Annotated in this window: 10 protein-coding genes; 1 reads left to right on the top strand and 9 read right to left on the bottom strand. The window is 65.1% G+C overall.

Annotation, left to right across the window (positions count from 1 at the left end):
- Window positions 1-10: 10 nt before the first annotated feature.
- The 5 genes from EN818_RS23275 to EN818_RS23255 are packed head-to-tail and all read right to left on the bottom strand — an operon-like array spanning window position 11 to window position 7,591.
- Window positions 11-2,458: an FAD-dependent oxidoreductase gene (locus EN818_RS23275; RefSeq protein WP_095807070.1), complete on the bottom strand. Its 2,448-nt coding sequence runs from the start codon at window positions 2,456-2,458 to the stop codon at window positions 11-13.
- On the bottom strand, window positions 2,455-3,636 hold the full coding sequence (locus tag EN818_RS23270) for a pyridoxal phosphate-dependent aminotransferase (RefSeq protein ID WP_095807071.1): 1,182 nt from the start codon (window positions 3,634-3,636) through the stop codon (window positions 2,455-2,457). The genes EN818_RS23275 and EN818_RS23270 overlap by 4 nt, the downstream gene beginning before the upstream one ends.
- Window positions 3,629-4,534 carry a homocysteine S-methyltransferase family protein gene (locus tag EN818_RS23265; protein ID WP_095807072.1) on the bottom strand — a complete coding sequence of 302 codons (906 nt, stop codon included), beginning with the start codon at window positions 4,532-4,534 and terminating at the stop codon, window positions 3,629-3,631. The genes EN818_RS23270 and EN818_RS23265 overlap by 8 nt, the downstream gene beginning before the upstream one ends.
- Complete coding sequence (locus EN818_RS23260; protein ID WP_095807073.1) at window positions 4,531-6,984, bottom strand: FAD-dependent oxidoreductase; 2,454 nt, start codon at window positions 6,982-6,984, stop codon at window positions 4,531-4,533. The genes EN818_RS23265 and EN818_RS23260 overlap by 4 nt, the downstream gene beginning before the upstream one ends.
- 19 nt (window positions 6,985-7,003) lie before the next feature.
- Window positions 7,004-7,591 carry an XRE family transcriptional regulator gene (locus EN818_RS23255; protein WP_095807074.1) on the bottom strand — a complete coding sequence of 196 codons (588 nt, stop codon included), beginning with the start codon at window positions 7,589-7,591 and terminating at the stop codon, window positions 7,004-7,006.
- Window positions 7,592-7,818: 227 nt separating this feature from the next.
- Between EN818_RS23255 and EN818_RS23250 the strand changes: the two genes are divergently transcribed.
- The gene (locus EN818_RS23250; protein WP_095807075.1) at window positions 7,819-8,523 is read left to right on the top strand and encodes a nitroreductase; all 705 of its coding nucleotides are present in this window, start codon (window positions 7,819-7,821) and stop codon (window positions 8,521-8,523) included.
- A 5-nt stretch (window positions 8,524-8,528) separates the two neighbouring features.
- On the opposite strand, the gene EN818_RS23245 is transcribed toward EN818_RS23250, so the two are convergent.
- The 4 genes from EN818_RS23245 to EN818_RS23230 all read right to left on the bottom strand — a co-directional run bounded on the left by EN818_RS23245 (window position 8,529) and on the right by EN818_RS23230 (window position 14,023).
- Window positions 8,529-9,971, bottom strand: coding sequence for an MFS transporter (locus EN818_RS23245; protein WP_135905118.1), 1,443 nt, complete (start codon window positions 9,969-9,971; stop codon window positions 8,529-8,531).
- 128 nt (window positions 9,972-10,099) lie between these two features.
- The gene (locus EN818_RS23240; protein WP_095807248.1) at window positions 10,100-10,687 is read right to left on the bottom strand and encodes a sarcosine oxidase subunit gamma; all 588 of its coding nucleotides are present in this window, start codon (window positions 10,685-10,687) and stop codon (window positions 10,100-10,102) included.
- Between the two features lie 52 nt (window positions 10,688-10,739).
- A complete protein-coding gene (locus EN818_RS23235) occupies window positions 10,740-13,733 on the bottom strand; it encodes a sarcosine oxidase subunit alpha (protein ID WP_135905116.1) in 2,994 nt (997 codons plus the stop codon).
- Window positions 13,730-14,023 (bottom strand): sarcosine oxidase subunit delta, encoded by a 294-nt coding sequence (locus EN818_RS23230; RefSeq protein WP_095807078.1) that lies wholly within the window; start codon window positions 14,021-14,023, stop codon window positions 13,730-13,732. The genes EN818_RS23235 and EN818_RS23230 overlap by 4 nt, the downstream gene beginning before the upstream one ends.
- Window positions 14,024-14,035 lie beyond the last annotated feature (12 nt).

Genomic DNA, 14,035 nt, shown 5'->3' with positions numbered 1-14,035 from the left:
GATCACGAGATCACATCCTTACCCGTTCCGCCTTCGGATCATACATCGGCTTCAGCGATGCTTCCGCCGCATAGCGCTCGCCGGCAATCTCCACCTCATAAGATGAGCCAAGAACATCCGCCTCGCTCTCGCCCTGGCACGGCACGTAGCCGAGGCCGATCGCGCCGCCGAGATGGTGGCCGTAGTTGCCGGAGGTGATCGGACCGACGATCTTGCCGTCGCGCAGGATCGCTTCGTTGTGGAAGAGCAGAGGCTGCGGATCTTGCAGCCGGAACTGCACCAGGCGCCGGCTCAGGCCAGTCTCTTTCTTCCGCAGCACCGCGTCGCGGCCGATGAAATCGCCCTTGGCCGTCTTCACAGCGAAGCCAAGACCGGCCTCCAGAACATTGTCCTCGTCGGTGATGTCGTGACCGAAATGGCGGAAGGCCTTTTCGATGCGGCAGGAATCCAGCGTATGCAGCCCGCAGAGCTTCAGGCCGACATCGGCGCCGGCTTCAGTGATCGCCTCGAAGACATGCGCGGCCTGCTCGGTCGAGACATAGAGCTCCCAGCCGAGCTCGCCGACATAGGTGACGCGGTGGGCGCGGGCGAGACCCATGCCGATCTCGATCTCCTGGCAGGTGCCGAACGGATTGGCGTCGTTGGAGAAGTCGTTGGGGCTGACCTTCTGGATCAGCTTTCGCGAGTCGGGACCCATCAGGCAGATGACGGCCTCGGCCGCGGTCACATCGGTGACGACGACGAAGCCGTCGGCGACGTGCCGCCTCAGCCAGGCGAGGTCGCGCTGCAAGGTGGCGCCCGGCACGACGAGGAAATAGGCGGTCTCGGACAGCCGCGTCACGGTGAGATCGCTCTCGATGGCGCCCTTGGCGTTGAGCATCTGGGTGTAGACGATCCTGCCCGGCGCCACGTCCATGTCGTTGGCGCAGAGCCGCTGCAGGAAGGCACAGGCATCGCGGCCTTCGACGCGGATCTTGCCGAAGGAGGTCATGTCGAACAGGCCGACGCCGTTGCGCACCGCGAGATGCTCCTCGCGCTGGTTGTCGAACCAGTTCTGCCGCTTCCAGGAGTAGCGGTATTCGCGTTCCTGGCCTTCGCGGGCGAACCAGTTGGCGCGCTCCCAGCCGGCGACCTCGCCGAAGACGGCGCCGCGCGCCTTCAAGTGCTCATGCAAGGGCGAGCGGCGCACGCCGCGCGAGGTCGACATCTGGCGATAGGGGAAATGGTCTGCATAGAGCAGGCCGAGCGTTTCGGAGACGCGCTCCTTGAGATAGCGGCGGTTCTTCTGGAAGGGCTGGGCGCGGCGGATGTCGACCTCCCAGAGGTCGAAGGGCGCCTCGCGGTCATTGATCCATTGCGCCAGCGCCATGCCGGCGCCGCCGGACGAGACGATGCCGATCGAATTGTAGCCGGTCGCCATCCAATAGCCGGTGAGTTCCGGCGCTTCGCCGAGATAGTAGCGGTCGTCAGGGGTGAAGCTTTCGGGACCGTTGAAGAAGGTGTGGATGCCCGCGGTGCCCAGCATCGGCATGCGGTTGACGCCCATTTCGAGGATCCGCTCGAAATGATCCATGTCCTCGGGCAATTGGTCGAAGCAGAAATCCTCGCGGATACCGTCCATGCCCCAGGGCTTCGCCACCGGCTCGAAGGCGCCGAGCATCATCTTGCCGGCGTCTTCCTTGTAATAGGCGCACTCGTCCGGCACGCGCAGCACCGGCAGGCGGGTGAGGCCGGGGATCGGCTCGGTGACGAGATAGAAATGCTCGCAGGCATGCAGCGGGATGGTGACGCCGTTCTGCCGGCCCAACTCGCGCGCCCACATGCCGGCGCAATTGACGACGATGTCGGTCTCGATCGTGCCCTGGTCCTCGCCCTGCGCCCAGGACACACCGGAGACGCGGCCGTTCCTGGTATGGACCTTGGTCACCTTGACGTTTTCGATGACGGCAGCACCGCGCTGGCGCGCGCCCTTGGCCAGCGCCATGGCGATGTTGGCCGGGTCGCACTGGCCGTCGAGCGGCAGGTGCACCGCGCCGACGACGCCGGAGACGTTGAGATGCGGATACATCTCCTTGACCTCGCCGGGCGAAATCTCACGCACGTCGACATCGAACGCGCGGGCTAGCGAGGCCTGCCGGTAGATCTCGTGCTTGCGCTCCTCGGTCAGCGCGACGGTGATCGAGCCGACCTGGCGCATGCCGGTGCCGACATCGGTCTCGGCTTCGAGCTTGACGTAGAGGTCGGCCGAGTATTTCGCCAGCCGCGTCATGTTCTGCGAGGCGCGCAACTGCCCGATCAGGCCTGCCGCATGCCAGGTCGTACCGCAGGTGAGCTGCTTGCGTTCGAGCAGCACGATGTCGGTCCAGCCGAGCTTGGCAAGATGATAGGCAACCGAGCAGCCGGAGACGCCGCCGCCGATGATGACAGCGCGGGCTTTGGACGGAACGCTCTTTGTCATGCGGCCTCTCGGCGATAGTGGGACGCGAAGCGGCGCAGGCGAAGCGCGGCTTCCTTGAGCACGGGTTCGGGCTGGCAGAGGCTGATGCGGATATGGCCTGCGGCCGCCTCGCCGAAGCTCGAGCCCGGCATGACGCCGACCTTTTCCTTCTCGAGCAGCGCCCAGGCGAATTTCTCGTCGTCGGGCTCTATGGCGGATATGTCGAGCATGACATACATGCCGCCTTTCGATCCGTGCACTGTGACGTCATTCATGCCGCGCACGGCATCGAGCATCGCGGTGCGGCGCGCCGCGTAGCGCTCGGCGATTTCCTCCACGCCGTAATGATTTTCGAGCGCCTCGGCGCAGGCGATGGAGATGAAGGCCGGCAAACCGTAGGTCGTCACCAGATTGAGGTTGGTGAGCAGCGCGATCATTTCCTTCGGGCCGGTCAGCCAGCCCATGCGCCAGCCGGTCATGCCGTGGCTCTTGGACATGGAGTTGATGACCAGCGTGCGCTCGGCCATGCCGGGCAGCGAACGTGGCGAGATGTGCTCGCCACCGCCCAGCGTCCAGTAGACCTCGTCCGACAGCAGCCAGAGATCATGCTCGTTGCAAATCCCCGCCAGCTGTTCGAGCCGTTCGCGCGAATAGACAGCACCGGTCGGATTGTTCGGCGTGTTAATCAGGATAGCGCGCGTGTTGGGCCTGAGTGCCGCACGGATCTTATCGGCGCGCGGCTGGAAGCCGTCCTCGGCGGGCGTCTCGACCACGGTAAAGCTGGCGCCGGCGGCGCTGAAGGTGTTGGGGTAGGTGGCATAGTAAGGCGCTACGACGATGGCGTGATCGCCGGGGTCGAGCACGCCCTGCACGGCGGCGTACAGCGCGCCCTGGCCGCCGGCGGTGGCGATGACTTCGTCGGGGTCCGTCAGAACACCGGTGCAAGCGGTCGAGGCGGCCGCCATGGCTTTGCGCAGGCGCGGCAGTCCGGGCAGCGGCGTGTAATGGTGATTGCTGCCGCGAACCGCGGTCACACAGGCTTCGATCGTTTCCGACGGCGTGTCGAAGTCATGGTCGCCGACCGACAGCATGATGATGTCTTCGCCGGCCTGCTTGCGCGTCCAGGCGGCGAAATGAACCTCCCAGCCATCCTTGCCCGAGGGCACGATGCCGATGATACGGGATGATGGTCTAGGCATAGGATACTCCGGATAATTGGTGGCCGGCCTGGATGAGCCGGTCTCGCAGCGCGGCGATGTGAGCCGGACCGACCTCACAGCAGCCACCGACGATGCCGGCGCCGGCCTCGACCCAGCCGATTGCGTGGTCGGCATAGGCGTCGGGATCAAGGTCGTGGCGGGCGTGCAGCACCTCGACGGTGCCGCCATGCTTCAACGCCTCGACCGAGGTGAAGCCGTTGGCATAGGCCCCGACCGGTCCGCCGAGGGCGATCAGTTCCGGCAAAGCGGCGGCGATGGCTTCGGGCCGGCAGCAGTTGAGCAGCCGCGCCGCGACGGGCAGATCACCGAGTGCTGCCGAGGCGGCGGCGATGGTTTCACCGCTGCGCAGGCGCGGCATGCCATGATCGGCGAGTGTCCACGACACCCAAACAGGTTTGCCGCTCTCCGTCGCTGCGGTGACGGCCGCGCGCGCCTCGTCCGCGGATGCCATGGTTTCGCACAGGAAGAGATCGACGCCGTCGACCTGCTCCGCGACGATGCGCCGATAAGTGTCAAGCGTCTCCTCGAAAGAGATGGTCAGCGCCGGCGCGTAGCTGCCGAACAGGGGCGACAGGCAGCCGGCGATCGCGGCATCACCGGATTCGTCGCGGGCCTGCCGGGCGAGTTCGATGCCGCGCTTCTGCAGGGGTTTGAACAGATCATCCGCGCCCTCACGCGCCAGGCGCTCGGGCGTCGCCGAATAGGTGTTGATGGTGATGACGCGGGCGCCAGCGCGGATGAATTCCGCATGCAGGTCGCGCACGAGGTCCGGTTCGTCGATCAGCACCCTGGCCGACCACAAAGGCGTCGGCTCGGATTTGCTGCGCCGGACCAGTTCCTGGCCCATGCCGCCATCGGTAAGAGTGACGGACGTCATGCCCGCAACCTTTCGTTCTTCGGATCCCAGAGCGGCTCGTCCTTCTGCACGACGGCCTTGAAACGGTCGCCAAAGATCTCGACCTCGACGGCTGTGCCGGGTTGGGCAAGGTCGGAACGCAGCATGCCGAGCGCGATCGACTTGCCGACGCGGTGGCCCCAGCCGCCGGAAGTCGTCTCGCCGACGATGCTGCCGTCATGCCAGAGTGTCGACATGTAAGGCGCATCGCATTCGCCGGGGTCCTCGACGACCAATGTCACGAAGCGTTTCTTCACGCCCTGCTGTTTCTCGTTGAGAAGTGCCGTCTTGCCGCGGAAGTCGGGCTTGTCCCATTTGACGAAGCGCTCCAGCCCGCCCTGCAGGATTGAATAATCCGTCGACAGGTCGCCCTTCCAGGCACGGTAGCCCTTTTCCAGCCGCAGCGAATCCAGCGCATACATGCCGAAAGGTTTCAGGCCATGTTTCTGGCCGGCGGCCCAGATGGCGTCGAAGACAGTTAGGGTGTCGGCCACCTTGGTGTGGATCTCCCAGCCGAGCTCGCCGGCAAAGGAGACGCGCACCAGCTTCGCCCAGCGGCCGGCGATGGTGGTTTCCTGATGCGTCAGCCAAGGCAGCGCAAGATCCGCGCCGCATACCTCGGCAAGGATATTGCGCGAGTTCGGGCCGGGGAGGATCTGGGTCGAGTATTCCTCCGTACGATCGGTCAGCGTGAAGGCCGCATCGGCCGGCATGCGCGACTTCAGCCATTCGAAATCGTGCCATTGCGCCACCGCGGCGGTGATCAGCGTCATCAGATCCTCGCTGTGGCGCACCACCGACATCTCGGTGACGATGCGGCCCTTGTCGTCGGCGAAATAGACCAGGCCGATGCGGCCCGGCTTCGGGACCAGGCCGGTGACCTGCAGCGCCAGCCACTCGGCGGCGCCTTCGCCTTCGAGATTGAAGCGCGAGAAGCCGGGCAGGTCGAGGATGCCGGCGGCGTCGCGCACCGCCAGGCATTCCTCGCGCACGCGGTGCTGCCATGGCCCGTCGCGGCGGAAGGTGAGGGTCGATTCCTCCGACGTGTCGTCGCCGGGCTTCGCATACCAGGTGGCCCGTTCCCAGCCATTATAGGGATCGAACTGGCCACCCAGCGCCTTGATGCGCTCGTGCAGCGGTGAGTGCTTGCGGTCGCGGCCCGCCGGCCAGGCATGGCGCGGAAACTGGATGGCGTATTCGTTGCCGTAGATCTCCATGCCCTTGGCGACGCAATAGTCGGGCGCCGAAGCGAAGGCGGTGAAGCGGCGCGGGTCGCAGGACCACATGTCCCATTCGGTCTGGCCTTCCGTCACCCATTCGGCCAGCACCTTGCCGGCGCCACCGCCTTGCGCGATGCCAAAGGTGAAGACGCAGGCCTCGAAAGCATTCGGCACGCCGGGCATCCGCCCGATCAGCGGGTTGCCGTCAGGCGCGTAGGGGATCGGCCCGTTGATGACCTTGGAGAGGCCCGCGGTTCCGAGGATCGGCACCCGGGCGACAGCGTCGGCGAGATAGTGCTCCAGCCGGTCGAGATCGTCCGGGAAGAGCTGGAAAGAAAATTCCTCCGGCATCGGATCGTTGTGTGTGGTCCAATGCGCGCGGCAATTGCGCTCATAGGGGCCGAGATTCATGCCGGTCTTTTCCTGGCGCAGATAGTAGGACGTGTCGACGTCACGCAGCAGCGGCAGCTTCCTGCCCTGTTCTTTGGTCCAGGCGGCAAGCTCGGGGATTTCCTCGAACAATATGTACTGATGGCTCATGACCATCATCGGCACTTCTCGGCCGAACATTTTTCCGACCTCAGCGGCGCGGTAACCGGCGGCGTTGACGACAATCTCGCAGCGGATTTCGCCTTGCGTTGTCGTGACCAGCCATTCGCCGTTCTGACGGGAAACGCCGGTGACCGGGCAGAAGCGGATTATCTTGGCGCCCATGTCGCGCGCGCCCTTGGCGAGCGCCTGGGTCAACTGCGCCGGGTCGATGTCGCCGTCGCTCGGATCATAAAGCGCGCCCTCGAGGTCGTGCGTCTCGATGAAGGGATAGCGGCGCTTGATCTCGTCGAGGCCCACGACGTCGATATCCATGCCCTGATAGCGGCCCATGCCCTTGGCGCGTTGGAATTCCTGCATGCGCTCCTTGCTGTGGGCGAGCCGCAGCGAGCCGGTGACATGATAGTTCATCGGATAGTCGACCGCTTCGGCAAGGCCGCGGTAGAGCTCGGTCGAATAACGCTGCATGTTCATCAGCGACCATGACGAGGAGAAGGTCGGCACGTTGCCGGCGGCATGCCAGGTCGAGCCGGAAGTCAGCTCGTTCTTCTCCAGCAGCACGCAATCGGTCCAGCCCGCCTTGCAGAGGTGGTAGAGCGACGAGGCGCCGACGACACCGCCTCCGATGATCACCACGCGTGCCGTGCTCGGCAAACCGGCCATTTTTTCCTCCAAAGTCTATTCAGTATACCGGCGGCGAAACCACCCAGATGAGGACCGCCGGCTCGGCACCGGGATTGCGCCAGCGGAACGGCTTGCCCTCGAAGCGGAACGAGTCGCCTTCGCCGAGCCGGTGCCAGACGCCGCCGATCTCGATCTCGAAAGTGCCGGAGGCAACATAGCCCGCTTCTTCGGTCGGGCGGCGCGCCTGGGTCTTGAGTTCAGCACCCGGGGCGAAGACCGAGCGCAGCATCTCGAAGCTTCCTCCGAGATCGGGCGACAGAAGCTCCTCCACCAGGCCGGATTCGCTTGTGCCAAGCGAGCGGCGGCTGCCCGAGCGTACGACAACGCCGCGCTCCTTTTCGACCGGCACGTCGTGGCTGAAGAACAGGCTGAGCGGTACGCCGAAAAGCTCGGCGAAGGCCCGCAGATCACCGAGCGAAGGCACTGAGAGGCCACGCTCCACCTGGCTGACCCAGCCGACGGAACGGCCAAGCCTGAGCGCGATTTCGGCGAGCGTCAGGCCACGTGCCTTGCGCAGCGCGCGGATGTCGCCGGCGAGCAGCCGCTCGCCATTGTCCTGTTCCGGGCTGACTGCGGTCGAGGCCATTGTCTCTCGTGAAAAAGATCGAGTGAATTTCATGAGAGAGTAAGCGCATGAAAAAATCAAGCGATTTTTCATGGGCCACAAGAATAGCTTGCGCGTTTTTTGTGGTTCATGCAAAGCCTCACCCGCGAACGGCGATTGGGGACGTCTGCTCGGAAGTCGGTTTAAGTCTGCGGATGGTCGTCACGGGAACCGGTTGTGGGTTCCGGCCATGCGTGAAGGGACGGCCCATGCTGGAGAACAACGCTCGGATTGCCAAAGATGCGGCGATCGTCGACGAGGCGATCACGTCGCGCCGCTCTGTGCGCGCTTTCCTGCCGGACATGGTCGACGACGGCACAATCCGCGATATCCTTTCCGTCGCTTCGCGCGCGCCGTCTGGGACCAACATGCAGCCGTGGCGCGTCTATGTGACCAAGGGCGAGGTCAAGCAGCGCATCAGCGACGCCATTCTCAATTCCGGCATCCGCGCCGAGAAGGTGGAGTGGGACGAATACCGCTATTATCCCGACCAGTTCTTCGAGCCATATCTGACGCGTCGCCGCGCCAATGGTTTCGGCCTCTATGGCGCGCTCGGCATCGGCCGGCGCGAGGTGGACAGGATGCGGGCTCAGCACGACCGCAACTTCGTCTTCTTCGATGCGCCGATCGGCATGATCTTCACGGTCGACCGGCGGCTGAACAAGGGTTCGTGGATCGACTACGGCATGTTCCTGCAGAACATCATGGTCGCAGCGCGGGGCAGGGGCCTGCATACGTGCCCGCAGGCCGCATTTGCTCCCTATCATCGCCAAATCCGGCCGGTGCTCAACATTCCCGACGAGGAGATCGTCGTCTGCGGCATGGCGCTGGGCTACGAGGACAAATCCAAGCCCGAGAATGAATTCCGCACCGACCGCGCCCCACTCGAGGAATGGGTGACGTTCACGGAATAGGCGCTCTACTCAGCGTTGATATGCGCGGCATGGCCACTGACATGGGCGCCGTCCTGAGGCGTGAGCCTGAGATAGGCCGATAGCGCGCAAAGCGTGATCAAGCCTTCGATGACGAACAGGATGCGGAAGTCGTTGACGCTGGCATGACCGCTGCCGGCGAGAAGCGACAGCAGCGCCGCCGCGAGGCCGACGCTGAGCGCCACTGCCAGCTGCCACAGGATGTAATAGAGCGCGCTGAACCGGGCGAGCTGCTCCGGCGCTATGTCGGAATAGGACAGGTTGCCGGTCGATGCCCATTGCACCGAGCGGAAGGCGCCGAAGGTGAAGATGTAGGCGAGCACGACCCAGGCCGGCAGGCTTGCTTGCATCAAGGCGAAGCCCGCGACCAGGCCGGCGACGATGGGCGTGTTGGTGACCAGCACCCGCTTGAAGCCGAAGCGATTGAGGATGCGGGGCATGAAGAAGCGCATCAGCAGCGATCCGATCGCCGCGACAAAGGTCAGTGATCCTGCCTCCACGGCGCTCATCCCGAAGCCGAGTTGGAACATCAGGGGCAGCAGGAAGACGACGGAGCTCAGGCCGATCGTGTCGAGCCCGCCGCCGGTGAGAAAGCTGATGCGGAAGGTGCGGATGCGCAGCAGGTTGAGGTCGAGCAACGGGTTGCGGGCACGCAGGCAATAGAAGGCGGCGACGGTCAGGATGGCGATCGCCAGTCCGAGCTCGGCGCCGACAATGCTGCCGGCGACATCCTTGGCCGCGAGCGAATCCATGCCGAAGACGAGCAATCCCATGCCGCTGCCGACGAGCAGGAAGCCCGGAAAATCGAATGGCGTGCGGGCCGGCTTTGTGGTCGAGGGAAACAGCGCAGCGGCGAGCAACGCTGCCGTCAGCGCGATCGGTATGTTGATATAGAAGATCCAGCGCCAGGAGACGTAAGTGGTGAGCGCGCCGCCGACCAACGGCCCGACCAGCGGCCCCGATTGGCCAGCGAGCGAGATGTACATGTTGATCTTGAGCGTTCGGTCGCGCGGGAAGCTCGACAGGATCACGACCTGCCCGAGGGTGCCCATCAGCGCGCCGCCAAAACCCTGCAGCGCGCGCGAGCCGACAAGCATCCAGATGTTTTCCGACACGCCGCACAGCGCCGAAGCTCCGGCGAAGACCAGCAGCGCAAAGCAATAGACGTTGCGTAGGCCGAAACGGTCGGCCAACCAGCCGCCCAGCGGCATTGTGGCAATGAGGCTCGCGACATAGACGGTGATCAGGAGACCGAGCTGGCTTGCCGGCCGATCGAGACTCTCTCCGATGCCGGGGAGAGCGGTCACCACGACATTCTGATCGAGGCTGGTCATGAAAACGCTGCAGGCGACGGTTGCCGGCAACAGGATCGACATCTCGCCCGCCGGAGCAAAGCGGGTGGTGGCTGTCGCCGTGGTCTCTGCGGTCATGGAAGATTGGTCGAACCGGTTGCCTGGACGCACGCCTCGATAAAAGCCCGCGTTTGTCCATCTATCCCGCCCGCTGGGCTCAGGCTCAAGCAGCAGACGTGGCCGTCGATGGTGCCAGACGGCTGCGCCTACTGCACCTCGTAGCCGACTTCCTCGCTGGCATGGCATAAGGCCTTCCAGAATGAGCGCGCGAAAGAGCGGAAGACGTAGATGTCGAACTGATCGGAGCCGCTGCGCTGGATCTGGACGAAAACGTCGTGATGGTTGGTCGAGCGTCCGGCGCCCATCGGGAAGGCAGGCAGCGCGAAGTCGATGGCGAAGAATTTCGCCAGCACCCATTCGGCCTTCGGACCGGCGACGCGGATCGCCGTGCGGCCATGCGACAGGTCGGTGAGCGTGCCGACCAAAGGCGTGACGACACCTGTGAAGGCGGAGGCCAGCCCCTCGGCTTCGTCGACCACCGTGAACCTGCCCGGCGCGAAGCCGAATGCCGACTTGGCTCCGTTAGAGATACCGCCGCCTGCGGCATCCGGCAGCGCAAGGCCGGTAACCTTGTATATGGCGGACATCAGACGCTTTTCTTGACCGGGCCATGCGGCAAGCTGCAGGATCGAGCCCGGCCGCGTCTCCGACAGAATGACGTCGACACCATGTTCGAAATTGCCGTGCGATCCCGGGTGATAGACCGGCTCAAGCGGCGACAGGCGTTCGGGCAGGTGGCGATCCGGCAACTGGCGTTCGGGCAGTTTGCGCTCGGGTAATTGGCGATCAACCATGCATGCGGCTCCCATCGGGATCGTAGAAATGATTGGAGACGATCTCGATCGGCCCGAACCGGTTGCGCAGCGGATCGGAAACGAAGGCGCGCGTGCCGTGGCGCGCCTTGCCGTCCTTGATCAAGGCGAGCGCAATGTATTTGCCGAGCGCCGGCGAATAGCAGCAGGCGGTTATGTGGCCGATCGAATCGTGCGGGTCGGCTTCGTCCAACTCCTCGACGATATGCGCGCCGCCGGCGAAGGGCCGGTTGTCGAGAGAAATCAGGCCGACGAGCTGCAACCGATCGGACGCGATGAGGCCCTCACGGTCCATCATGGCCGAGCCGATGAACGGCTTCTTCTTCGACAGCATCCAGTCGAGATGCAGGTCGCGTGCCGTGGTGCGGCCGTCGATCTCGGCGCCAGTGACATGGCCCTTCTCGATGCGCATCGTGCCCAGCGCCTCGAGCCCGTAGGTGACCAGGCCGAACGGTTTGCCGGCCTCGATCAGAGCCTCCCACACATGCGTGCCATAGCCGGCGCCGCAATAGACCTCGAACGCCATTTCGCCGGAGAAGGAGAGGCGGCAGATCATCACCGGCACCCCGGCGATTCGGCCGTGGACGATGCCCATGAACGGAAGGGCCGCGTTGTCGACGGCGGTGCCGCTAATACAGGCGGCGAGGATCGCCCTGGCCTTCGGCCCGCCGATTGCGGCGCCCGCCCATTCGTCGGTGACGGAGGTGACTGTGACCTTGAGTTCGGGCCAGATGACGTCGAGAAAATACTCCAGATGCTGCATCACCTTGCCGGCATTGGCAGTGGTGGTGGTCATCAGGAAGTCCTGTTCGCCGAGCCGCCAAGTGGTGCCGTCGTCGAAGGCAAGACCGTCCTCGCGCAGCATCAGGCCGTAGCGGGCCTTGCCGACCGCCAGCGTGGAGAACACGTTGGTATAGACCCGGTCGAGGAATTCGGCGGCATCCGGGCCCCGCACGGCGATCTTGCCGAGCGTCGACACGTCGACGATGCCGGCGCTCTCGCGCGTAGCCTTGGCTTCGCGCACATACGCCTGCTCGACCGTCTCGCCGGCAAGGCCATAGATCATCGGACGATACCACAGCCCGGCCGCATACATGGTCGCCCCGTTGTCGATGTGCCAGTCATGCATCGCCGTCAGCCGTTCCGGCTTCAAGTCACCGAAGCGCTCGGCCGCCAGCGAACCGATCGAGACGGCGGTGTAGGGCGGACGGAAGCGTGTCGTGCCGACTTCCGGGATCGGCTTTCCGAGCGCCTCGGCCATGATGGCGAGGCCCGGCACGTTGGAATTCTTGCCCTGGTCGGTCGCCATGCCGAGCGTGGTATAGCGCTTCAGGTGCTCGACGGACACGAAGCCCTCGCGATGCGCCAGCCGCACGTCCTCGGCGGTCACGTCGTGCTGGAAGTCGACGAAGGCTTTGCCCTTGGCTTTGATCTCGAACACCGGCGCCGGATCAGGATCACCGGGAGCGGGCTCGACGAGTGGCAGGGAAGCAAGCGAGGCCGTTCCGCCGGCCGCAGACAGGCCAGCGGCACGGCCCTCGGCAATGGCTTGCGCCGTCGAGAAGCTGCCGGTAAAGGCGCCGGCGCCGATCCAGCGCTGCGTCGGCTGCGGCGGCAGGAAGGCCTGCCGCGCCGAATCCCACTCGGCTCTCGCGCCGGCCTGGCTGGCGAGATGGATGGTCGGCGACCAGCCGCCCGACATAGCCAGGCAGTCTGCATGGATGCTGCGCTCGTCGCCGCTGAGCGCACCGCTCATCGTGTCGAAGCGCCGCACCTTGAGACCCGTCAGGACTTTGCCGCCTTCGGTCGCGACCACGGCATGGCCGGCCAGCAGTTCGGCCTCGGCTTCGCTGGCCAACCTGCGCATGTCGTTCGCAATCTCGCTTCGGACGTCGATGATGGCGACGGCGGCGGCACCCGCCTTCTTCAGCGCAACGGCAGAGCGATAGGCGCTGTCATTGTTGGTGAACAGCGCAATGCGCTGGCCGGGCAGCACGCCAAATTCATTGACGTAGCGTTCGGCAGCATGGGCAAGCATGACGCCCGGACGGTCGTTGCCGGGAAACACCAAAGGCCGCTCGAAGGAGCCGGTGGCGAGAACCACCGTCTTGGCGCGGATCGCCCAGTAGCGCTGGCGCGGCTCACCCTTGGCCGGGACCTCCTTGTGGTCCGTCACTCGTTCAAGCGCGGCAAGCGTGTTGCCGTCGTAATAGCCCCAGACCGTCGTGCGCGGCAGCAGGCGCACATTGTCGTTGCCCTCCAGCTGGCCAACGATGCGCTGCGCCCAGTCGGCGGCCGGCGCAGCTTCGATCGTCTCGCCAGACCAATTGGCGGAGCCGCCGAAACGCGCTTCGAGTTCGGCGAGGATCACCCGCGCGCCCTGGTCTGCCGCGGCCTTCGCCGCCATCAGTCCGGCTGGACCGGAGCCGACCACCAGCACGTCGCAGAAGGCGTTCATGCGCTCGTAGCGCGATGGATCGGGCGCAGTACCGGCCTTGCCGAGGCCGGCGGAACGGCGGATGAAGTGCTCGCAGAACATCCAGAAGCGCGTGCCCTTGAGCGGGCCGATCACCGGCCCCATGAAGGTCTTGTAGTAGAAGCCCGCCGACAGGAGCTTGCCGCCGAGCTGGTTGATGGCGTTGATATCCCAGGCGAGCGAGGGAAAGCGGTTCTGGCTTACGGCCACCAGCCCGTCATAGATCTCGACCATGGTGGCCGGGATGTTTGGCTCGCGCACCTCGCCGCGCAGCACCGTCACCAGCGCGTTCGGCTCCTCGACGCCGGCGGCGAGCAGGCCGCGCGGGCGGTGGTACTTGAAGGAGCGGCCGAACAGCGTGACGCCATTGGCGAGCAGCGCGGAAGCCAGCGTGTCGCCGGCGTGCCCGGTATAGGGCGCGCCATCGAAGGTGAAGCGGATGGTGCGCAGCCGGTCGATGCGGCCACCGGTTTCGGTGCGCCGCGGGCTCACGAGCGGCCCTCGGTCTTGTGGCCCGCGGACTTGTGTCCGCCACGGGCGAAAGCCGTGCTCAGGATCTCGTGGGTGAGGGTGTTGCGCACGACCCGCAGATGGGCGCGGCAGCCGCCGGAATGCTGCCAGATCTCATTGTGGTCGCCGGCCGGGTTCAGCCGGTCGTAGACATAGGCGTTCCAGGCGTCGAGGTCCTGCGAGGCCGGCTGCGGCCGCTCGCGGTTGCCGTCGCCCTGATAGGTGAATTCGATGACGTCGCGCGGGCCGCAATAGGGGCAGGTGATGAGCATGGTGTTTCAACC

This window comes from Mesorhizobium sp. M3A.F.Ca.ET.175.01.1.1 (assembly GCF_004791945.1).
Taxonomy (GTDB): Bacteria; Pseudomonadota; Alphaproteobacteria; order Rhizobiales; family Rhizobiaceae; genus Mesorhizobium.
Note: the sequence above shows the minus strand (reverse complement) of the source record. Positions and strands in the feature narration are given on the sequence as shown.

Bases quoted from the DNA above. Each gene is read 5' to 3' on its own strand.
- EN818_RS23270 (WP_095807071.1), bottom strand. From the start codon at position 3,636: ATGCCTAGACCATCATCCCGTATCATCGGCATCGTGCCCTCGGGCAAG.
- EN818_RS23250 (WP_095807075.1), top strand. From the start codon at position 7,819: ATGCTGGAGAACAACGCTCGGATTGCCAAAGATGCGGCGATCGTCGAC.
- EN818_RS23275 (WP_095807070.1), bottom strand. From the start codon at position 2,458: ATGACAAAGAGCGTTCCGTCCAAAGCCCGCGCTGTCATCATCGGCGGC.
- EN818_RS23230 (WP_095807078.1), bottom strand. From the start codon at position 14,023: ATGCTCATCACCTGCCCCTATTGCGGCCCGCGCGACGTCATCGAATTC.
- EN818_RS23255 (WP_095807074.1), bottom strand. From the start codon at position 7,591: ATGGCCTCGACCGCAGTCAGCCCGGAACAGGACAATGGCGAGCGGCTG.
- EN818_RS23260 (WP_095807073.1), bottom strand. From the start codon at position 6,984: ATGGCCGGTTTGCCGAGCACGGCACGCGTGGTGATCATCGGAGGCGGT.
- EN818_RS23265 (WP_095807072.1), bottom strand. From the start codon at position 4,534: ATGACGTCCGTCACTCTTACCGATGGCGGCATGGGCCAGGAACTGGTC.
- EN818_RS23245 (WP_135905118.1), bottom strand. From the start codon at position 9,971: ATGACCGCAGAGACCACGGCGACAGCCACCACCCGCTTTGCTCCGGCG.